The organism is Acinetobacter sp. AC1-2 (genome assembly GCF_016124155.1).
GTDB lineage: Bacteria > Pseudomonadota > Gammaproteobacteria > Pseudomonadales > Moraxellaceae > Acinetobacter > Acinetobacter calcoaceticus.
In genome coordinates this window covers 511,696-531,632 of the sequence record NZ_JABFFO010000001.1, presented here as the reverse complement: position 1 = coordinate 531,632, position 19,937 = coordinate 511,696, and the positions used below count along the sequence as shown (strand labels likewise).

The following is a 19,937-nucleotide window of genomic DNA, read 5'->3' as shown; positions in this document are numbered from 1 at the left end:
AAAATATGCAAGCAAATTATGAAACCCCACCAAAAGATACCAGAGTTTAAACCAGTTGTAATTCCAACTCCTCCCATTTCATATAGATATAGATCAATACTTATTTTTCTATATCTCCTCAATCAGGACTTTTTTAAATGAAAAAGCTGATCAGTCTTTTTTTAAGTATGTCAGTAGTATTATTGGCAGCATGTGGTAAACAAGAAAGTGCTCCACAAACAAACCAAAACAATGATAGCTCCCAATTACAAACGGTAGTAATTGCCTCTACAGGTTCAGATGCTGATATTTGGCGTTATATCGCAACTTTGCCTGAAACCCAAGCTGCTGGCTTAAAGTTAGAAGTGAAAAACTTCACAGACTATGTTTCTATGAATGCAGCCATTGCAAACAAAGAAGTAGATCTGAATGCTTTCCAATCTTATTCTTATCTTGTTGCATTTAACAAATCAAACCAAGATAAAATTGCACCGGTTTCTACCACATATCTTGAACCAATGGGTATCTATTCAAGTAAACATAAAAAAATTGATGAGCTCGCAGAGGGTGCAATTATTGCAATCCCAAATGATGCTGCCAACGAAGCTCGTGCTTTACTTTTATTACAAACAGCTGGCTTAATCAAACTTAAAGCTGATTTTAACCCAGCTCAAGGCAGTCCAAACGATATCATCGAAAATAGTAAAAAGATCGATATCAAACCAATCCAAATGGCAACTGCATTACGTATTAAAGACGAAGTTGATGCCGTTGTATTAGGTAACACCTTAGCAATGGAAGGTGGTTTGAACGTACTCAAAGATTCTATTTTCTATGAGCCTGTTGATCAAAGCACACGACTTAATGTTAACGTTCTTGCAACTGCTGATTCACGTAAAAATGATGCTGTTTTGCAAAAAGTTGGACAGCTATATCACAGTGCAGCAGCTAAAAAGTATGTAACAGAGCGTTTTGGTGGAACAAAAGTTGACGTAGATCAACCAATCAGCTATCTCTCAGAAGCTAAATAGTAATATAATAGCGGAAACGTGAAACAGGCAAACTCTCTTTGCCTGTTTTTTCTTTCCAGCATAGCTTCTGACGATATGATTCAATTTAAAAACATTTCAAAGCACTATCAGCTCAAAAGTCAAACCATACGCGCACTCGACCAAATCAATTTAGAGATTCCAGAGGGCAGTATTTTTGGCATCATTGGCTATAGTGGTGCAGGTAAAAGTACCTTAATCCGCCTGATCAACCTACTTGAGCGACCAACAGAAGGTCAAATCATTATTAATCAGAAAGATTTCACCGCTTTGGATGCACGCTCATTACGTCAGGAACGTGCAAGTATTGGCATGATTTTTCAGCACTTCAATCTGCTACAAACCAAGACGGTTGCTGAAAATATTGAAATGCCAATGCGACTACTGAATTACAATAAAGTAGAACGTGAAAAGCGCTTAAATGAGTTGTTGGAGTTCATTGATCTTAAGCATAAAAAAGATGCTTATCCAGATGAACTTTCTGGCGGACAAAAGCAACGTGTCGGTATTGCCCGTGCTTTGGCAAATCATCCAAAGATTCTTTTATGTGATGAAGCAACCTCTGCCCTAGACCCGCAAACAACCAAGTCAGTTTTAGAACTACTCAAGAAAATTAATCAAGAGCAAAAAATCACGATTGTTATGGTGACCCATGAAATGGATGTCATTGAAACTATTTGTGATCATGTGGCCGTGATGGAAGCAGGTAAAGTCATTGAACAAGGTTCAACGATTGATATTTTTAGTAAACCTCAACATCCAACCACTAAAAACTTCATTCAAACTGTTTTACATCAACAGTTGCCTGTGAATATTTTAAATCAGCTCGAAAACCAGCATCATCATAGTATTTACTGTTTACAGTTTTTAGGGCGTTCTGCTCAAGAGCCTGTAATTCAGTCATTGATTAAAAAATTCGATATTAGCTTAAATATTTTATTTGCCAACATGACTGAAATTAATGGCACAGTCATTGGTCAAATGTTTGTGCAGCTTTTAGGTGATCCTCAGCTCATTAAACAGGCTATTGAGTTTTTGGAACAAAATGAAGTAGGTGTAGTTCAATCAGGAGATCAAGTATGAGAGATTTAATCGTACAGTGGTTAACTGAACTTACTCAACCTTTCTGGCACAGTTCCCTTTCTATTGATCAGTTCGTTACAGCTTTGCAAGAAACCTTTCATATGGTTTTCTTTGCACTTTTGTTTGGCGGCATTTGGGGATTTATTCAGGGAATTATTTTATTAGTTACCCGTCCAGAAGGCATTTTACCCAATAAAGTGATTTATCATTTACTTAATCCAATTGTAAATGCTTTACGCTCTCTTCCTTTTATTATTTTACTCATTGCAGTGATTCCTCTTACTAAGCTATTAGTAGGTACTTCAATTGGTACGTGGGCAGCTATTGTTCCATTGACTATTTACGTCGGCCCCTATATGGGACGTCTGATTGAAACTTCATTGCTTGAAGTAAATGAAGGAATTATTGAATCTGCTCAAGCGATGGGTGCTACACCTTGGCAAATTATCTCTCGCTTTATTTTGCCGGAAGCACGCAGCTCACTCATTTTAAACCTTACCACAGCGACAATCAGTCTTATTGGTGCAACCGCCATGGCGGGTGCAGTTGGCGCAGGTGGTATTGGTGATTTAGCGATTTCTTATGGTTATCAACGTTTTGATACTAGCGTTGTGATTTTAACAGTCATTATCCTATTGCTATTAGTACAGATTGTACAAACGCTAGGAAACTGGCTCGCCAAGCTCCGTTAAATCATCCATACAAAAAAGCTCTCGTTTAGGGGGCTTTTTTTGTTTTATATCACCCTGTTCTTAAAGACAGTTGAGAGCATGGCTCAATACCATTTTCTGGTATGATCAGAATTAGTCATTATTCATTTACTCTTTGGATTTAGTTTCAGGATAAAACAATGCGTTATAGAATTCATTTTATTGATGTGCAGAATGCCCTCCAAAACTATATCTGGATTTTAGAAGATACTGAAACCCAAGAAGCTGTTGCAGTCGACCCAACAGAAGCAGAACTGGTAACTCAATTTTGTCAGAACCATCAGTTAAATTTAAAACAAATTTGGCTTACTCATTGGCATAAAGACCATATCGGTGGTGTTGCTGATTTAACTGCTGCCCAAAATATTACTGTGTATGGCCCACGTGATGAGCTCACAAAAATTCCGGGAATTACTCACCCCTTACAACATGACGATCATCTAAAATTTAATGATTTAAAAGTAGAGATTATTGCAACCCCAGGTCATACCTTAGGGCATATTGTATATTTTATTGAAGAATTAGAGGCTGTATTTTGCGGTGATACCTTATTTGCAATGGGATGTGGTCGATTATTTGAAGGCACAGCTGAACAAATGTATCACTCACTGAGCCGTTTAGCAGCATTACCAACCCATACAAAAGTATATTGCACGCACGAATACACGCTTTCAAATGCCGAATTTGCCTTAACGGTAGAACCGCATAACCATGCCTTATCAGAACGAGCTGAAGAAGTCCGTGAGCTACGTAAACAAGGATTAATCACCCTACCAAGCACGATTGAACTTGAATTAGCAACCAACCCCTTTCTTCGCGCAGAAAGTGTTGAAGACTTCGCCCATCTGCGTGCTCTTAAAGATAATTTCTAAAATTAAGCTTTCAAAGAAGATATGGTTTCATTTAAGAACTATATCTTTTTGCTTATTACCTGTGCCTGTAATTATTTTTTACATTTACTCTGTTTTTTATTTGCTCATTATTCTAAAAACAACGTTGAATTTATATTTTTTAAAAACACTCAAGAAAATAGCTCTTTCAATAAAAAGTTATTATTTTTTAGCTACATAACACACTTATCATTTTATAAAAATAAAATATTTTCTTACTTTTTTACAAGTTGAAAAATAAAAAAAAGTTTTTCCCCTTTAAAAAATCTAATTAAAACCCTATTAATAAATAAGATGTAATGCCACGGATAGAAGGAGTTCTCACGTGAAAAAGGTTGTTAAAGCTAAAAATTTGATTGCGTTTCGTATTTGGTTAGAAAAGTTAGGATATTCAGTTAAAAATCTCGCTGACGGGAAAGGTTTTACTTTTAGTTTTAAAAAAGAATATGGTTTGGTGACCTGTGAGTTAGCAGGTAATTCATTAGCTATGCAATTAGGTGAAGAGTTTGAGGATCACTTAAAAGCATAATTTTTCACGGCTTGATTTAAATTACTGTCTGGTCTTTATTGAAAGATAAGTAATGTTGCAGAACTTTAGAATGGCTTAATTAAAATATATTTTTTTAGTTATTAAAAAAATCTGTAGCAGGGCTACTCTCCCAAATTGCCCTTAGCTACAGATTTTTTTGTAAGGTTAATCTGCTTTAGGGTTCTTTAATGCTTTATCAAGAAGATCTTTATCTAAAGCCTTATCCCAACGTGCCACAACAATTGTTGCACATGCATTACCCACTAGATTTGTTAAAGCACGGCACTCAGACATAAAGCGGTCAATACCAAGAATTAAAGCCATACCTGCGACAGGAACAGCTGGCACAACCGATAAAGTTGCAGCTAGAGTAATAAAGCCTGCACCAGTCACCCCTGCTGCCCCTTTAGAACTGACCATTGCCACTAAAAGCAATGCGATTTGCTCACTAATTGATAAATCTACATTACAAGCTTGTGCAATAAACAGAGCCGCCATAGTCATATAAATATTTGTACCATCAAGGTTAAATGAATAACCTGTTGGAATGACTAAACCTACAACTGATTTTTCACAACCTGCTTTTTGCATTTTGTCCATTAAAGATGGCAAAGCTGCTTCAGAAGAACTTGTTCCCAAAACCAACCAAAGTTCATCTTTGATATAACGAATTAAATGAATAATTGAAAAACCGTTATAACGAGCTACTGCACCTAAAATTACTAGAATAAATAACACAGCAGTAATGTAGAACGTCATGATTAACAGTAATAAATTACCAATTGATTCGATTCCATACGCACCGATCGTAAAAGCCATTGCACCAAAAGCACCGATTGGGGCAAGCTTCATTAACATACCAACCAAGTAGAAAACTGGAGCTGTTAAGTTATTTAAAAAATCGGTAATTGGACGTGCTCGGTCACCCAAAGCAGCCAAAGAAATACCAAATAGTACCGCTACAAATAACACCTGTAAAATCTCGCCACCAGCCAGAGGACTGACCAATGTTTGCGGGATAATATTCATGAAGAAGTCAGTAATATTTGTTGCATGTGCCTTTTCAACATAAGTATTTACTTTGTCGTTGACTAAGGTAGCTGGATCAATGTTAAGGCCTTTACCCGGTTGGATAATATTTGCCACAATCATACCAACCACAAGCGCCAAGCTTGAGAAGGTAAGGAAATAAAGCATAGCTTTACCAGTTACACGGCCGACTCGGCTCATGTTTGTCATACTGGCAATGCCTGTAACAACAGTTAAAAAGATGACGGGAGCGATAATCATTTTAACGATCTTGATGAATGCATCACCAAGTGGTTTTAAACTTTCGCCAAGTTCTGGGTAAAAATGACCAATTAAAATGCCCAAAATAATTGCAAAAATGACCTGTACATACAAAATTTGGTGAAATTTCTGTTTTTTCTGTACTGCTTCTTGGTCAAGGGTATTGAAATCCATTATCTAAATACCTTTTCGATGGGGATAAAAAAATAAAATATAAAGCAAGCACCACAAGCTGCTTTAACAAGGAAAAGCCATTGTAAAGAATAAAAAACATCCTGTGTCATAAATTTAAAAAATGTTAAATTCAAAAATCATGCATTAAATTGTATAGAATACTTTTTATTTTTAAGCTTTAAATATCATAAAAATAGTTAATTTTTTAAATAAGTTATTATTTATATTAAAATTTTACACCATAAAAAGTGATAAAACCCGCCATGGGTACTTGTTTATCCCCCCAAGCCAACCATTTATTAAATAAATGATTTTATGTAAAACATATGAATTATAAATTATGAAAATTTATTTTAAAAATAATAAGAAAAACTGATATATGATTTTTTAATAAGAAACCGTGTCTATTTCTTGTTAAATATTTAGACTAATAGGCCGTTATAAATTAACTAAAATTGGGGTGAGCCTTAAATAACCGCTCTAATAAAATATGGACATAGTCTAAGCATAAGGTGCGGTCAGTGAATAAGATTCTAAACAACATTGGAGCAATGACTGCTTCGATAATTTCTTGATTCGATATGGTTGGTTCATGACGTAGTTTTGATCGAGCTTGAATAATATCGAGTTGCTGAATAATTAAGGTTTCGCATTGTCGGGCATTTGAAGATTCAGCTGCATATAACACATCACGTAGTAAGACCTGTCCCACTTCAGAAGAATACTCTTCAAAATACTGTTCGACCCAAGCGGTAACATCAAGTTGAAATGAACCTAAATCTTTTGGCTCCATATCAGGTTTGAGTTCATTTAGAGCAACGTCTGAAAATAACTGATTAATGTCTCCCCAACGGCGATAAATTGTTGAAGGTGTTACTCCTGCCTCATGAGCGATCATGGGTATGGTGATTTGGCTTTGCTCCAATGTTTTTTGAAGCTCTTTGACTGCTTGGTGTACCGCAGTTTGAATTCTTTCACTACGGCCGCCCGGTCGTAACCCAGTAACAACTTTTGCCATTAATCAGCTCTACTTCAATAAAAATAATTAAAATATTATTTGCATATACAAAATACACTAAAGCTAAGGATTTGCTTTAGTGTGAAAATAATGTATAAAAGCTAAATATTCGCTTTTATGTTATTCATCTTATATGAACAATTCAAGTTCGAAACTGTCTAGATCTGGTTTTCGGTTAGATTCAAGAGTTGCGTTGACCTTAAACACGATCACGCTCATGACATTTATGGCCGCGTCCAGCTCACCAACTCCTCTATATCGCTTGTATCAGCAAGCATGGCAATTTTCGCCTGTTACATTAACCTTAATTTTTGCGACCTACGCGTTTACCTTACTTGCCTCTTTACTCATTATTGGCTCTTTATCTGATTATATTGGACGTCGACCTGTCATTCTTTCAGCGATTTTTCTGCAAATTGTTTCAATGAGCTTTTTCCTTTTTGCCTCAGATGTTTCTATGCTATTTATTGCACGTGGTCTGCAAGGCATCGCGACCGGACTTGCCGTTTCTGCCATAGGAGCCGCAATTTTAGATTTCAGCAAGCATCAAGGATCCCTGATTAATAGTATTGCTCCAATGGTCGGCATGGCAGCTGGCATCTTTATTACATGTACTATTTTGCAATTCTCAGCTCAACCTTTGCAGCTCGTTTTTGAGCTTTTATGTGTTCTCTTTGCATTTCAACTCATTTTAAGTTTTTTTAATCCTGAAACTGCACAAAAAAGATCGGGTGCACTTGCTTCTTTAAAACCCAACATGGCTATTCCTCATCAAGCGAGAAGTGCTTTACTAAGTATTAGTCCTATTAATATTGCACTTTGGATGGTCAGTGGTTTTTTCTTATCACTTATGCCCTCTTTACTCGCAAAGATTTTTCAAACCTCTTCTGCATGGTTAAACGGGATTATGTTTATGGCGCTTGCACTTTCAGGTGCAGCAGGCATTTTAACCCTAAGAAAATCTACAAATTTTCGTATTTTGCTCACGGGTACCTTATCCATCATTATTGGAGCAACCGTTTTATTTTTAGCGATTAATTTTACAAGCGCAGTGGTTTTATTTTTAGGCTCTATTATTACTGGAGTAGGTTTTGGTACCGCTTTTATGGGAGCAATTCGCACAGTCATGCCGCTTGCGTTACCAGAAGAACGCGCAGGTCTTATGGCTGCATTTTTTGTTGAAAGCTATTTGGCTTTTAGTATTCCGGCAATTCTTGCAGGTTATTTTGTGGGTAAAATTGGACTTATGAACAGTGCTAATATTTATATGAGTTTAATTATTGGCCTTGCTCTGATTGCCCTTGTAATGATTCTTAAAAATATTAAAAGCAAATAATGATTTGTTAAAAAGTCAGCCTCAAATGAAGCTGACTTAAACAATTAAAAACAAATAATACTTAAATAAATAATTTAGCTTCTGATTGCTACATTCATATCTATTCAAATTCGTTAGACTATTTTTAATATCAAGATTCAATCGCAAGATGAATTTAGATGAAAATAAGTAACAGGCTCAAAAGTACGTTTTAGTTATCATTATAAAATATAAGGAAATTTATTATGAATAATTTCATTTTGACAACTTTTGACTGGGTTCCAGAATTACCACGAGGTTTTGTAAGAGATATAAGGATAAGATGGGCATTAGAAGAGGCAAAAATGCCCTATAAAATAAATAGCGTATCTTTTTATGAGCGAGGAGCTGATCATTTTGCTCACCAACCTTTTGGGCAAGTTCCTTGGTTAACAGATGGTGATATTTCAATTTTTGAAAGTGGCGCTATCTTATTTTATTTGGGTGAACGTAGTCGTGTACTTTTACCTACAGATCCAAAACAGCGTAATGAAGTTATAGAATGGTTATTTGCAGCACTTAATTCAGTAGAAATGGCGAGTCTTCCTTGGGCTTTATTAAGATTTTCTAATGCTCAGACAGATACTCCCGCACACAAACAATTTGATGCCTTTCTTCAGTCTCGCCTTCAACATATGGAGTCATTTCTTGCAGAACGGGAATGGCTAGCTCAGTCGTTTTCTATTGCCGATATTGTTATGGCTGACGTATTACGTTTGGTGAATAAATTTGATGGGTTGACAGAATTCCCCCATTGTCTCGCATATGTTCAGAGAGCGACTATACGTCCTTCTTTTCAAAAAGCATATGCTGACCAAATGGCTCATTTTGCAGCGGCAGATGCGAAGAAGAATGCTTAAACATGTCATTTAAGCATTCTACATTTATTAAGCTAAAACTTAAGATTTACTGATCACGCCAAGGTTTTAAAAACCGCTTTACATATTTTTTAAAAGGCCAAGTAAACTGTTTTACAAAACTATTTGGAATTTTATAGCCAACCGTTCCATATACACTTGCCAAATGTTTAGGCATATAGACTGTTTTAAAAATAACATCATAGAGTGGGATAAAAGCAGCGTAATTTTTATCAATAGCTGGTTTTTCTGAAGAGTGATGCCAATGGTGGAATTCTGGTGTTGCAATAATCCAGCGCAAATATGGAAAGCGAAAACGTACATTGGAATGAATAAAAATAGCGTGAAACGAAATAAAAACTAAATAAGCAAAAACAGCTGAAGTATGAAAACCTAATAGGAAAATTGGTAAAGTCGCAATAAAGCGAGTCATTAATACTTCAATTACGTGTAAACGAGAAGATGCTAACCAATCCATATATTCTGTCGAATGATGAATCGCGTGAAAACGCCATAAGAAATTAACCTCATGCATAGCACGGTGCAACCAATACACCGTAAAATCCACCACAATCAGTAACTCAATAAATTGAAGCCAAATTGGTTGAGCTTGTACATAAGGTACAATCGGGTTATCAGGCAGGTGCGTAATCCAATATTGAATTGGCATAACCGTTAAAAAGCTGAATAGTTGAATCCCAACATGGCTGACCATGAAATATTTCATATCGGTCACCCAACCGACTCTTAATATTTTTTGTTCAGGATTTTTAGCAAAAAAGCCTTCAAGTGGAATAAAGACAAACGCTAAAATGAATAGGGTTAGTACAAAATAATCGATACCCGCATAAAACGGTACATTTGGTAAAACGGGAGCTTCAATTACACCGCAACCCAAAACTGCTGCCACAAGTGAAAAGCATAGCCCATAGAACCCATATCGGTTTTGACGAACAATCGCGCTAAATGCACCAAAACCAGCACTAATCACAATGCCAGTGATCAGGCCATAATAGAAAAGATTATAGTGCTTTGCGTAAAGAGGACGAAGTTCTGGGGTGGTTAATACACTGGGAAATAAAAAACATAAAGCACCAAATAAGCAAAGCAAGCTGAGTGACATTGAAATAAAGGCGCTAATTTTCCCTAAACCTGCGTTAAGTTCTAAATTTTCAAATTTTGCTCTTAATTGATCGGTCATAATTCGTATCAACAGTTCTTATTGTGTATATCGCGAATGCTATCAAAATTTAATAATAAATTGGAAAGAACTTTAACTTCTCAGATCAGATCCATTAACCTGAAAATTGAATTTTAAATATAATTTTCAACACAGATATTAATAGCTTTATAAAACTTCAAATATTTGACCGACAGATTGAATGAGCCATTTTCTGGCAATAATATCATCACTACGATTAAACCAGTTCAAGCTCACTTTAAAAGAATCCATAGCGAAAGGTAATTCAAACATTTGGACATTACCATGAGCGAGATAATGTCGAGCTGCTCGTGATGGTAATGTCACCAACATATCGGAACTCTGTAAAACGCCTTGCAAAACACTAAAATGTGGAACTTCTAAACGAATACGTCGCTTCAAATCCATTGTTTTTAAATATTGCTCAACTTGGATATGCCCTGTCGATGACTTAATGGCAACATGGTCTTCTTGCAAATATTGCTCTAAAGTCAGTTGCTGTTGTAGCCTCGGATGGTCAGCTCTGGCAATACATACATATCTTTCTTCAAATAAAGTACGTGTTTCTATTTTCGGCATTATTGTCTGCGTACTATTAAAGACAGCCAGATCTAAAAAACCATCAATGAGCCACTGCTCAACCTTATCTGATCGAATCTCTTCAATTTCAATTTGAATATGTGGGGCTGCTTTTTGCAAAAAAGCCATAAGGCTAGGCAAAAGACAAATTTCCCCTGCATCAGACAGTCCAATTCTGAACGTTTTATTCGAGTTTTCAGGATGAAATTCCTGTGCTTGAGCAATCGCCGATTCAATATTAAAAATCGCTTGATGGAAAATTGGATAGAGTTCATGAGCGACTTTTGTTGGCTCCACTCCTCCTCGACTTCGGGTAAATAACTCATCATTTAACTGACGGCGTAATCGGTTCAAATTATAAGTCACCGAAGGCTGGCTTAAATTTAATTTATCGGCAGCTTTACTAATATGACGAGACTCATAAATACAGACAAAAACTTTAATCAAACCTAAATCCATGGTTCTGATCCTTTAAATACTCTAAACAAAGACTTTAGCTTCTTTGTTTAGAGTTTAGTTCCTTTTATCGGGATAAAAAATGCTTAACACTTATGGGGATATGCTTGAATTGAGTAGTACTCGTTTAGTTTTACTGCAAATACTTATGGCGATAACACTCAATGTGGCAAGTACACACGGAATGGCTAGAGCAATAAAATTATATTCAATTGGTAAATGCAAACTTAAAAGCCAGCCGCATAAAATCGGTCCCAGAATAGCGCCAATACGCCCCACACCTAACGCCATACCAATGCCTGTACTTCGAATTGGTGAGGGATAAAACTGAGCCATATAAGCCAGTAATAAAATTTGCCCTCCAATAGAAGCTGCACCTGCAACAGCAATGCAGAGATATAAAATGACCATAGGTAACGCATAGCTTAATAAGTAAAGTGAAATTGCACCCGCTAAGAATAGTGAACAAATGACTTTACCTAAATGAAAACGATCAGCAAAGAAACCACCACCGATTGCGCCCAGCATTCCCCCTAAATTTAATGCCAGTAAAAATACTAAACTGGTTGAGAGATCGTAGCCTGCTTCTACCATTAACTTTGGTATCCAATTACCTAGGGCATACACCATAAGTAAAGCCATAAAGACACTGAGCCAAAAAAAGATGGTCACTAGAGCACGATTTTCAGTAAACAAGGCAACCAAAGGACGAGCAGCAACTTGTTGGTTTTCCTGATGTAAAACAATGTTGGTCTGGACACTTATATTTTGTTCTGGGGCCAATTGTTGAAGTAAATGTCTTACTTCATCCCACTTCTTCTGGCGAATTAGATAATCAATCGATTCGGGTAAATATTTCCAAATAATCGGTAATAGAACCAACGGAATGCCTGCCAAAATAAACATGATTTGCCAACCAAAATTAGGGACCAACCACATGCCTAAAAGTGCCGAACCCATGCCACCAATGGCGTAACCACTAAACATCAGTGAAACTAAGGTAGATCTTAACTTTTTTGGGGCATATTCTGTCATTAGGGCAATAACGTTGGGCATTACACCGCCTAAACCTAAACCCGCAATGAAACGGTAAATTGCAAACGCTTTTGGACTATCGGCAAGACCGCATAACACAGTAAAACCGCTGAAAATCATGATGCATAACATAATAAGGCGTTTACGACTAAAGCCATAAGATTCTAATTTGTCCGCTAAACTTCCAAACAGCATTGCACCAAACATCATGCCAAATAGTGCAACACTACCTAAAAGCCCAGCAGTCATACTATCTAACTGCCAGTGCTGCATGAGCTTAGGCAATGCAACACCGTAAATGACCAGATCATATCCATCAAAAATAATAATAAGTGCACTCAGCAAAATCACTCGCCAATGCAATGGCGTTAACTTTGCCTCATCAATGAGTTGATTTGCATTTAGTTTTTCCATAATTGCTTTCCTTAGCAAATTGTTTATAAAGCATCACATGATTTAAATAGTCGCCATTCCTAGCTGTTTTAATTGTTGCTGTGCATCCGTCACATCTTGTTCTAAATCGTGTTGCCATAACCAGTCAAAACGATGTTCAAGGTGCTCGCCAATTTCTGCAAACGTTGAGTACTGAGTTGAATAGCACTCATAAATTTCGCCAGACTCACGAGATGTTTGTTGAACACGGCAAGCTCGTTTTAAACGGAGCTTTTCATAAATTGAAGACACATCGGTTAGCTGGTCTACTTGTAAGTTTTTTGTCGCCAGTAAGGCAGCAAGGATTAAAGCATCTTCGAGACCTTGCCCTGCTCCGGCACCTTGATGAGGTAACATAGCATGTGCGGCATCACCCATAAGAATCACGTGACCCGAGGCACTTTGATAAGTCGAAAGCTCCTCAATTTCATGTAAAGCCCAAATGGTGGGTTGCTCAATTAAACCCAGTAACTTTTGACAACTCTCACTCCAATCAGAAAAGTCAGCAAGCATTTGAGCTTTATCGACAGGACGTGTCCATGGTGTATCTGTTGGTAGTACCGTATCTTCACGATTTGAGCAAAAGGCAACAATATTGATTTGCTCCCCCTTACGAATTGGGAACGTCAAAATATGCTTATCTTTACCCAATAACATTTGTGGAATATCTGCTAGGTCTGTATCACCTTGCATTTGCTGCAAAGCTTCTTTAAATGAGGCGTATGAAATGATGCCACGATATGCCCAAGTTCCTGAAAAGCGTGGATGAACAGGTGGTAAATGATAAGTAGCTAAAACATATTGGCGAGCAACAGAGCGAATACCATCAGCCCCAATCAAATAATCACATTCGTGCCGACTGCCATCATTGAAATGTAAAATGACTTGATTTTCTTGTTCTTCAATAGACTCAAGTCGTTTAGAAAAGTGGACATTTTGCGTAGGCATGTGAGGAATAATGGCATCTAGAAAGTCTGCACGATGAACACAAGACTGCCCTACACCTGCCGCTACCGATGCAGATAAATATTCATCGTTATAACCATTACGCCATTGAAACCAAACATCTTGAAATGGTGCAGATACCTTGTCTGCAATTGCATGATATTCATTGGCTAAACCTAACAGTTCAATCGCTTTAACTGCATTGGCACCAAAAGAAATACCAGCTCCAATTTCAGAAAACTGAGGTGCAGATTCAAACATTTGTACATCTAAATGAGCGTGTTTACTTAAATTACTTGCCAATGCCAGACCAGCAATACCGCCACCAACCACGGCAATTCGAATATGTGTATTCATGTGTTTTATCCTTAAACATCATTGTTGTTTTCACATATTCATTCTTGAGAAGTTGGCTTATAAAGTCCAATTAGTATTTTTTTCGTTCAATTATTTAAAAATTAAATAATAGCCAGTTGGACGAGCCTCTATAAAGCTTAAAGGCCGCCCATACTAATAAATGATCGTTAATATACTTTATGGTGTGCCTGGCGGGGTTCCAATAGCATATTTCATCGGAGCTTCATAAGTCGTTTCAGCAACTGGTGAAACACGCCAAATCGTATTGCCCACGTCATCTGCAACTAACACGGCACCTGAAAAATCAACTGCTACACCTACAGGGCGCCCATAAGCTTTGCCTTTGTCACTTAAAAACCCTGTTAAAACATCTTGTGGAGGACCAGAGGGTTGACCACTTCTAAATGGTACATAAACTACTTTATAACCACTGTGCGGTTTACGGTTCCATGAACCATGCTGACCGATCAATGCCCCTCCTCTAAATTGCGGCATGAGTTCTGCTGCATAAAATGTGAGGCCTAAAGAAGCAGTATGGTTGCCTAGCGCATAGTCAGGTTTAATTGCACGAGCAACCATTGCTGGATTTTGTGGTTTTACTCGTACATCCACATGTTGACCATAGTAGCTATAAGGCCAGCCATAAAAAGCACCGTCTTGAACCGAAGTCATATAGTCAGGTACTAAATCACTGCCAATTTCATCGCGCTCATTAACAACCGTCCAAAGTTTGCCGCTTTGAGGTTGCCAAGCCATACCATTCGGATTACGTAGTCCCGTTGCAAATGGACGTGACTGACCACTTGCAATATCAAACTCCATAATTTGTGCTCGACCTTTTTCTTTATCCATACCATTTTCAGCAACATTACTGTTAGAACCGACAGTAATGTACAGCTTACTTCCTGCTGGGTTAGCGATCACATTTTTGGTCCAGTGGTGATTTAAAGGACCGCCTGGTAAGTCCAATACTTTGGTTCCACTTGCTGTAATTTGAGTTTCGCCCTCTTGATAAGGAAAACGCACAAGTGCATCCGTATTGGCGACATACAGGTTATTACCGACCAATGCCATACCAAATGGGGAATTCAAATTTTGAAGGAATACCGTTTTCTGATCGGCAATTCCGTCTCCATTAGTGTCTCGAAGCAAACTAATACGATTGGCACTCGGATGAGATGATCCTGCACGTCTCATCACGAAAGTCATAATTTTACCCTTAATCCCTTTACCGTCTTCGGGTTTAGGGGGGGCATCTGTTTCAGCAACCAATACATCACCATTGGGTAACACATAAAGCCAACGCGGGTGTTCAAGCCCTTTTGCAAATGCTTTTACCTTCAAACCTTCTGCTGGTGTTGGCATAACACCACTCGGCCAGCCTTCTGCTGGTGCTATATTCACAGTTGGAAATAAACTTGATTTAGGCTCAGGCAGTTTTGGTTCAGGGCCATAGCTCTCGGTAATAGGAGATTGAGAGGATGAAGCACATCCAGCTAATGTAATTAAAACCGTAGTGCCGAAAATTGGCAGTAAAAAACGTGTAAGCATGGTTTATCTCCATTTATTTTTTGTCGTCATGGAAATAGCGTAATTTATGTTTGCAATTAAACAAGCAACTTTAATGGAGTCTTTTGTTTATGGCTTGAAAAAAACGTTCTTTATCTTTTGGTGAAATCATCACTGAAGTAATTTCTCCATTCTTCATATAATAAATTTTGAGTCGATCTAATGAGAGCGCTGGAGATGAAAGTGGATTATGAGTAGGTTCTATTTGAGTAATATCATTAATATTAATTTTCCATCGGAATACCAAGCTCTTAATAATTAATGTGTCGTTTTCTACTACGTAATAAGTATTAAAAATTGGAAGCCAAATGACAAAAATAATTAAACTATAAATAATGAGATGCGGAAAATTTGAAGCTAAAGAATAATTATGATTTGCTTCATAAATTTTCATAACAATGATGGCAGTAGTAACAATAAATATTAATAAAAGCCACCAATCAATTTTTGATCTAAATTTCAAAAGTTATCCTCCATTCTAAAATTTCATTTATAACGGGTCTTTCTATAATTTTTTTAAGAAAATAATTGAACTAAAAATTAGCTTTAAATGTTAAAGATATAAAATCTCGATCATCTATAGTACTAAACTCATTAGAACCAAAAAAGTTATTATAGGCAATCTCAGTTGTATATTTTTGCTGATAAGTCATAGATAACGCCGCACTTACACTCATTTGCCCTTCTTGAAAGTTTTGACTAAAACCATAAACGTCATGTCGGAAACTAAGACTTGGAGTAATCACTGTAGAAGGTAAAATATCTTGATAGCTTAATGCGCCACGTAATCGGTAACCAAATGACCATTCATTAAAAAATCCATTTTTATTACAAAAACGTTCATTTAAGTTGTCAATTTCTGCATTTGTAAGATGAGCTGTACCATACGGCGTACATTTAAATGCTCCTGTCTCTGGATTATACGCCCCTGTTGAAAGCTCACTACGGCCAAATGCTCCTGTCCGACCAATCCGATGATTACCAATATCTGCGATATGATTTAAGGCAAACTCTGTAGACCATGTCATCGAATTTGCGCCCAAAATATTAAATATGCTGTCAGTTGCTCCGAGCGAAAATTGTGTTACAGGTAAGCGTACATAACCTTGAATATATTGACCTAAGTCAGCAGTTTCCCCCGGCGGTGCAAATGGTGTGCCTTCCGATAACACTTGAGCATAGACAATATCTGTACCATTTAATTGCAAAGGTTGATTGGGCTTGTGGGTTAATTCACTAAAAACTGTTGTTGTGCCAACTTTACCAGCCAGACTTAATCCAAACATTTTGATATTTTCAGGATAAATAGAAAAATAACTTGCGGTATTAAAGTGCTCTGGCCCCCGTGCTGTTACAGCTGTGCCATCAAAGTTTGCATTGCGACTATGGTAGTTAGCATAGTAAATACCCAGTTCGGCATTATTGAGATTTGATAATGTCTGTTTTAAAGCAATACCATATTGACCGTTGTCTTTTGCTTTTCTGCTTTCTGCACGTGGAATATAACTACCTAAACGCACTGCAGTATCAGATAACTTATCTCCCCCTCCAGCAATCAGAACTGGTCCCGCGTTTTCGGGAACAAAGTCTGAAATCTCAAAGAAAGTCCCGCTGCCATCAACAACTGAAGGCCTAAATTTAAATTGATAGAATCCTTCTATTTTCAAATTTTTATTAATGCTTGTATCGAATGAAAACATTTCAGTTGGAATGATTCTTTCTTTTGCATCACCAGCTGGTCGGTTGATTGCAGCAAAATCAAATGCACTCACCGAGTTTAAACCGTTTTGAAAAAACTGAGATTTCCCCCAATTTAAAGTCTGTTTGCCTAATTTTAAATTTATGGTTCGTCCATCGTTAAGTTCAAAATCTTTCCATATATAGGCATTCCATAAATCAATTCCTTTGAACTTTGCGAGCCTTGGCCACGCTGAATCATTAAAGGGTTTAAAGTCTCCTTCTCCTGTCTCATAGGCATGGTCATACCAGTATTTAGTGCTAATGACCGCACCCTGCTGTTTTCCATTTAACTTAACTTCAGTTATGCCTCTGATAATCTGTGAAATGGCATCATATTTACTAAAATTCATTCGCCCATCATCACCATTCACATCAATGCTAGCGCCTTGTTTCCCTATTTTGTTTGCATCAGGCCGATAAAGTAATGAAACGGATGGATCTTGTGTACTCCAACTAGCACCTAAGCTTAATGTCGTTTTTGTATCGAACTTCCAGTCTTTATCAACATCAAAACTAACTGCATTCACTTTAGACATAAATAAAATCAGACTTAATGAAACACCTATTTTTTGAATATATAAAATATGTTGGTTTGTTTGATTTAAATATACGTAATGACTCATCATATTATCTCCCTATAAATATGATTTTTCTTATTTATTGCTTATTACTCAAAGCCATCCATTGGCTTTTAAATGGTTTATATAAGCAGATGTTTTTTCGTACTATGCAGGTTGTTTCACCTGATCTAACTGTTGAATAAATTGCTCAGCTAAAGGCCAATACCCAAAGCCAGATGCAGGGTTTAAATGTCCCACCGCACCTAAATTTACAAGTTGGCTACCCCATTTTTCTGCCATTTCACTTACAGCTTCATAGCGAGCTAAATGGTCATTGGTGCTTGCAGCCAAAATGCTAGGGAAAGGTAGTGTTTGATTAGGTAAAGGACTCCACCCTTCTTGATGAAGTACAGCTGGGCTCGGATAATTTTCAGGCCAACTTTCGTTTAAATCAGGTGGAGCAACAAGTAGAGCACCTTGAATTGGTCTTTGATGTTTAGCAGCCCAGTGTATAGTCATCAGAACACCCGCGCTGTGTGCAACCAAAATAACAGGCCCGTTTATTTGTTCGAGTTGTGCTTGTATTGCGGCAACTCTATTTTCACAATTGAGTTTATTGGTTTGTACAGGTGGTACAGAGCGAACCTTCGCTAGTCTTGTTTCTAAGATCGTTTGCCAATGCTCGGGAACATGGTCGCGTAAGCCCGGAATAATTAAAATTGTTGCTCTGGTTTGTATTTTTTCCATTTCGACGCCTGTGAACTTTGCCATCTAGGATGCATAAGAATTTTTATAAAACTCCACTCACAATAAAGGCTCATTTCAGTTAATGGTGTACATAAGGCGTCACGGACTTTTCATTTGACGACACATCTTTTTAAAATTTCTTAAATTCATTAAAATAATTTTTGTAATTACAATTAAGTTAAAACAAGAAGTTTCACTTTAAGCGTGCTTAACAATTAAGCTCTTAAATAAAAGCTTTTGTAATGTGTATATTTTGGTTATAAGTAAAGATGAGCCATAAGGAATATGGCTGATTAAGAACAAGGAGATAATAAAATGGTACCTCTTGCGCATACGGCCTCTTTAAAAAATTATTTGGCAGTTGCTCAACAATTAGATCTAAACCCCTACCATTTATTATCACGTGTTGGGCTTAGCCAAACTCAATTGAATGATCTTAAACAACGCATTCCTGTAGATAAAGCCATTACCTTGCTTGAAGACTCAGCCCAAATGAGTAGTTGCGATGTTTTCGGTTTACATATGGCAGAGCAACGCGAAATTGCAGATTTTGGTGAAATTAGCCTTTTGTTAAATTATCAGCATACTTTACGAGATGCCTTACAAACGATTGTTCGTTATAGGAATTTACTCAATAACTCACTTGAGATTTATATTGAGGAAGTTGACGATACGGTGGTTATTCGAGAAGAGGTGGTGACCACAACTTGCGGATATAGTCGCCAAGCCACTGAACTTGCTTTAGGAATTACCCATCGTTTTTGTGCAGCGTTACTGATGCAAAAATGGCGACCATTAAGTGTTCACTTCACCCATAATCCACCAAGCGATTTAACCCTCCATCGGCGGATTTTTGGCTGTGCCTTAGAATTTGGCAGTGACTTTAATGGCATTGTTTGTACGGCGGCCGAACTTGATACAACTAATCCTCAAGCAAATCTGGCTATGGCCAACCATGCACAGCGTTATTTAGATATTTTGCAGAATAGTAATGAATCGACCATGATTTTTGATATTCGTAAAAGTATTTATCTTCTTTTACCAATGGGCCGCGCTACGATTGATCAAGTGGCCCAAACCCATGGTATTCATGTCCGGACCTTACAGCGTCGCTTAGAAGAAGCACAAACGAGTTTTAGTGATTTAATCAATGAAGTACGTAAAGATCTAGTATTTCGCTATTTAAAAAATCTAAATTATTCACTCGCTCAAGTGTCTGATATTTTAGGTTATTCAATGCCGAGTTCTTTTACTCGTTGGTTCATTAGTCAATTTGGGATGTCACCAAATATGTGGCGTAGTCATAACAAATCGCTACTGAATTAAGCACGTGTGTATTTAGAGTAAAGAAGATGAATTGATTCAAACGCAGCTTTAAATAAA

General features: G+C 37.2%; 18 protein-coding genes. 8 read left to right on the top strand and 10 right to left on the bottom strand.

Features of this window, described 5'->3' with window-relative positions; genetic code table 11:
- The first annotated feature begins 137 nt into the window (after positions 1 to 137).
- The 5 genes from HL290_RS02455 (at position 138) to HL290_RS02435 (ending at position 4,240) form a co-directional block, all read left to right on the top strand.
- Positions 138 to 1,010 (top strand): MetQ/NlpA family ABC transporter substrate-binding protein, encoded by an 873-nt coding sequence (locus tag HL290_RS02455; protein ID WP_005039576.1) that lies wholly within the window; start codon positions 138 to 140, stop codon positions 1,008 to 1,010.
- A gap of 75 nt (positions 1,011 to 1,085) precedes the next feature.
- The gene (locus HL290_RS02450; protein WP_003652515.1) at positions 1,086 to 2,111 is read left to right on the top strand and encodes a methionine ABC transporter ATP-binding protein; all 1,026 of its coding nucleotides are present in this window, start codon (positions 1,086 to 1,088) and stop codon (positions 2,109 to 2,111) included.
- Positions 2,108 to 2,803 (top strand): methionine ABC transporter permease, encoded by a 696-nt coding sequence (locus tag HL290_RS02445; RefSeq protein ID WP_003652516.1) that lies wholly within the window; start codon positions 2,108 to 2,110, stop codon positions 2,801 to 2,803. Before HL290_RS02450 ends, HL290_RS02445 begins: the two co-directional genes overlap by 4 nt.
- A gap of 158 nt (positions 2,804 to 2,961) precedes the next feature.
- Positions 2,962 to 3,693, top strand: coding sequence for a hydroxyacylglutathione hydrolase (gene gloB / locus HL290_RS02440; protein WP_017392059.1), 732 nt, complete (start codon positions 2,962 to 2,964; stop codon positions 3,691 to 3,693).
- Positions 3,694 to 4,036: 343 nt separating this feature from the next.
- A complete protein-coding gene (locus HL290_RS02435; RefSeq protein WP_003652518.1) occupies positions 4,037 to 4,240 on the top strand; it encodes a hypothetical protein in 204 nt (67 codons plus the stop codon).
- A 165-nt stretch (positions 4,241 to 4,405) separates the two neighbouring features.
- On the opposite strand, the gene HL290_RS02430 is transcribed toward HL290_RS02435, so the two are convergent.
- Together HL290_RS02430 and HL290_RS02425 are read right to left on the bottom strand one after the other, a co-directional pair.
- The gene (locus tag HL290_RS02430) at positions 4,406 to 5,704 is read right to left on the bottom strand and encodes a dicarboxylate/amino acid:cation symporter (protein WP_003652519.1); all 1,299 of its coding nucleotides are present in this window, start codon (positions 5,702 to 5,704) and stop codon (positions 4,406 to 4,408) included.
- A 445-nt stretch (positions 5,705 to 6,149) separates the two neighbouring features.
- A complete protein-coding gene (locus HL290_RS02425; protein WP_045125675.1) occupies positions 6,150 to 6,722 on the bottom strand; it encodes a TetR/AcrR family transcriptional regulator in 573 nt (190 codons plus the stop codon).
- Between the two features lie 133 nt (positions 6,723 to 6,855).
- Here HL290_RS02425 and HL290_RS02420 point away from each other — a divergent pair, with 133 nt between their 5' ends.
- Together HL290_RS02420 and HL290_RS02415 are read left to right on the top strand one after the other, a co-directional pair.
- On the top strand, positions 6,856 to 8,058 hold the full coding sequence (locus tag HL290_RS02420) for an MFS transporter (RefSeq protein ID WP_198495489.1): 1,203 nt from the start codon (positions 6,856 to 6,858) through the stop codon (positions 8,056 to 8,058).
- Between the two features lie 224 nt (positions 8,059 to 8,282).
- Positions 8,283 to 8,936 carry a glutathione S-transferase family protein gene (locus HL290_RS02415; RefSeq protein WP_045430435.1) on the top strand — a complete coding sequence of 218 codons (654 nt, stop codon included), beginning with the start codon at positions 8,283 to 8,285 and terminating at the stop codon, positions 8,934 to 8,936.
- A gap of 46 nt (positions 8,937 to 8,982) precedes the next feature.
- Here HL290_RS02415 and HL290_RS02410 read toward each other — a convergent pair whose 3' ends face one another.
- From HL290_RS02410 to HL290_RS02375, 8 genes are all read right to left on the bottom strand, one after another.
- Positions 8,983 to 10,134, bottom strand: coding sequence for a sterol desaturase family protein (locus HL290_RS02410; protein WP_198495488.1), 1,152 nt, complete (start codon positions 10,132 to 10,134; stop codon positions 8,983 to 8,985).
- Positions 10,135 to 10,281: 147 nt separating this feature from the next.
- Positions 10,282 to 11,172: a LysR family transcriptional regulator gene (locus tag HL290_RS02405; protein WP_003652524.1), complete on the bottom strand. Its 891-nt coding sequence runs from the start codon at positions 11,170 to 11,172 to the stop codon at positions 10,282 to 10,284.
- A 90-nt stretch (positions 11,173 to 11,262) separates the two neighbouring features.
- Positions 11,263 to 12,618, bottom strand: a complete 1,356-nt coding sequence (locus HL290_RS02400; protein WP_004643351.1) for an MFS transporter — start codon at positions 12,616 to 12,618, stop codon at positions 11,263 to 11,265.
- Positions 12,619 to 12,660: 42 nt separating this feature from the next.
- Positions 12,661 to 13,938, bottom strand: coding sequence for a salicylate 1-monooxygenase (gene salA / locus HL290_RS02395; protein WP_198495487.1), 1,278 nt, complete (start codon positions 13,936 to 13,938; stop codon positions 12,661 to 12,663).
- Positions 13,939 to 14,115: 177 nt separating this feature from the next.
- Complete coding sequence (locus HL290_RS02390; RefSeq protein WP_198495486.1) at positions 14,116 to 15,489, bottom strand: PQQ-dependent sugar dehydrogenase; 1,374 nt, start codon at positions 15,487 to 15,489, stop codon at positions 14,116 to 14,118.
- Positions 15,490 to 15,559: 70 nt separating this feature from the next.
- Complete coding sequence (locus tag HL290_RS02385; protein ID WP_198495485.1) at positions 15,560 to 15,970, bottom strand: PH domain-containing protein; 411 nt, start codon at positions 15,968 to 15,970, stop codon at positions 15,560 to 15,562.
- Between the two features lie 70 nt (positions 15,971 to 16,040).
- Entirely contained in the window at positions 16,041 to 17,870 is a 1,830-nt protein-coding gene (locus tag HL290_RS02380) for a DUF1302 domain-containing protein (protein WP_198496373.1), read from the bottom strand.
- Positions 17,871 to 17,972: 102 nt separating this feature from the next.
- Positions 17,973 to 18,578: an RBBP9/YdeN family alpha/beta hydrolase gene (locus tag HL290_RS02375; protein WP_198495484.1), complete on the bottom strand. Its 606-nt coding sequence runs from the start codon at positions 18,576 to 18,578 to the stop codon at positions 17,973 to 17,975.
- A 291-nt stretch (positions 18,579 to 18,869) separates the two neighbouring features.
- On the opposite strand from HL290_RS02375, the gene HL290_RS02370 reads away from it, so the two are divergent.
- Complete coding sequence (locus HL290_RS02370; RefSeq protein ID WP_045430413.1) at positions 18,870 to 19,880, top strand: AraC family transcriptional regulator; 1,011 nt, start codon at positions 18,870 to 18,872, stop codon at positions 19,878 to 19,880.
- The last annotated feature ends 57 nt before the right edge of the window (positions 19,881 to 19,937 follow it).

Bases quoted from the DNA above. Each gene is read 5' to 3' on its own strand.
- salA (WP_198495487.1), bottom strand. From the start codon at position 13,938: ATGAATACACATATTCGAATTGCCGTGGTTGGTGGCGGTATTGCTGGT.
- HL290_RS02415 (WP_045430435.1), top strand. From the start codon at position 8,283: ATGAATAATTTCATTTTGACAACTTTTGACTGGGTTCCAGAATTACCA.
- HL290_RS02430 (WP_003652519.1), bottom strand. From the start codon at position 5,704: ATGGATTTCAATACCCTTGACCAAGAAGCAGTACAGAAAAAACAGAAA.
- HL290_RS02450 (WP_003652515.1), top strand. From the start codon at position 1,086: ATGATTCAATTTAAAAACATTTCAAAGCACTATCAGCTCAAAAGTCAA.
- HL290_RS02445 (WP_003652516.1), top strand. From the start codon at position 2,108: ATGAGAGATTTAATCGTACAGTGGTTAACTGAACTTACTCAACCTTTC.
- HL290_RS02405 (WP_003652524.1), bottom strand. From the start codon at position 11,172: ATGGATTTAGGTTTGATTAAAGTTTTTGTCTGTATTTATGAGTCTCGT.
- HL290_RS02420 (WP_198495489.1), top strand. From the start codon at position 6,856: ATGAACAATTCAAGTTCGAAACTGTCTAGATCTGGTTTTCGGTTAGAT.
- HL290_RS02455 (WP_005039576.1), top strand. From the start codon at position 138: ATGAAAAAGCTGATCAGTCTTTTTTTAAGTATGTCAGTAGTATTATTG.
- HL290_RS02410 (WP_198495488.1), bottom strand. From the start codon at position 10,134: ATGACCGATCAATTAAGAGCAAAATTTGAAAATTTAGAACTTAACGCA.
- HL290_RS02370 (WP_045430413.1), top strand. From the start codon at position 18,870: ATGGTACCTCTTGCGCATACGGCCTCTTTAAAAAATTATTTGGCAGTT.
- HL290_RS02400 (WP_004643351.1), bottom strand. From the start codon at position 12,618: ATGGAAAAACTAAATGCAAATCAACTCATTGATGAGGCAAAGTTAACG.
- gloB (WP_017392059.1), top strand. From the start codon at position 2,962: ATGCGTTATAGAATTCATTTTATTGATGTGCAGAATGCCCTCCAAAAC.
- HL290_RS02425 (WP_045125675.1), bottom strand. From the start codon at position 6,722: ATGGCAAAAGTTGTTACTGGGTTACGACCGGGCGGCCGTAGTGAAAGA.
- HL290_RS02380 (WP_198496373.1), bottom strand. From the start codon at position 17,870: ATGAGTCATTACGTATATTTAAATCAAACAAACCAACATATTTTATAT.
- HL290_RS02375 (WP_198495484.1), bottom strand. From the start codon at position 18,578: ATGGCAAAGTTCACAGGCGTCGAAATGGAAAAAATACAAACCAGAGCA.
- HL290_RS02390 (WP_198495486.1), bottom strand. From the start codon at position 15,489: ATGCTTACACGTTTTTTACTGCCAATTTTCGGCACTACGGTTTTAATT.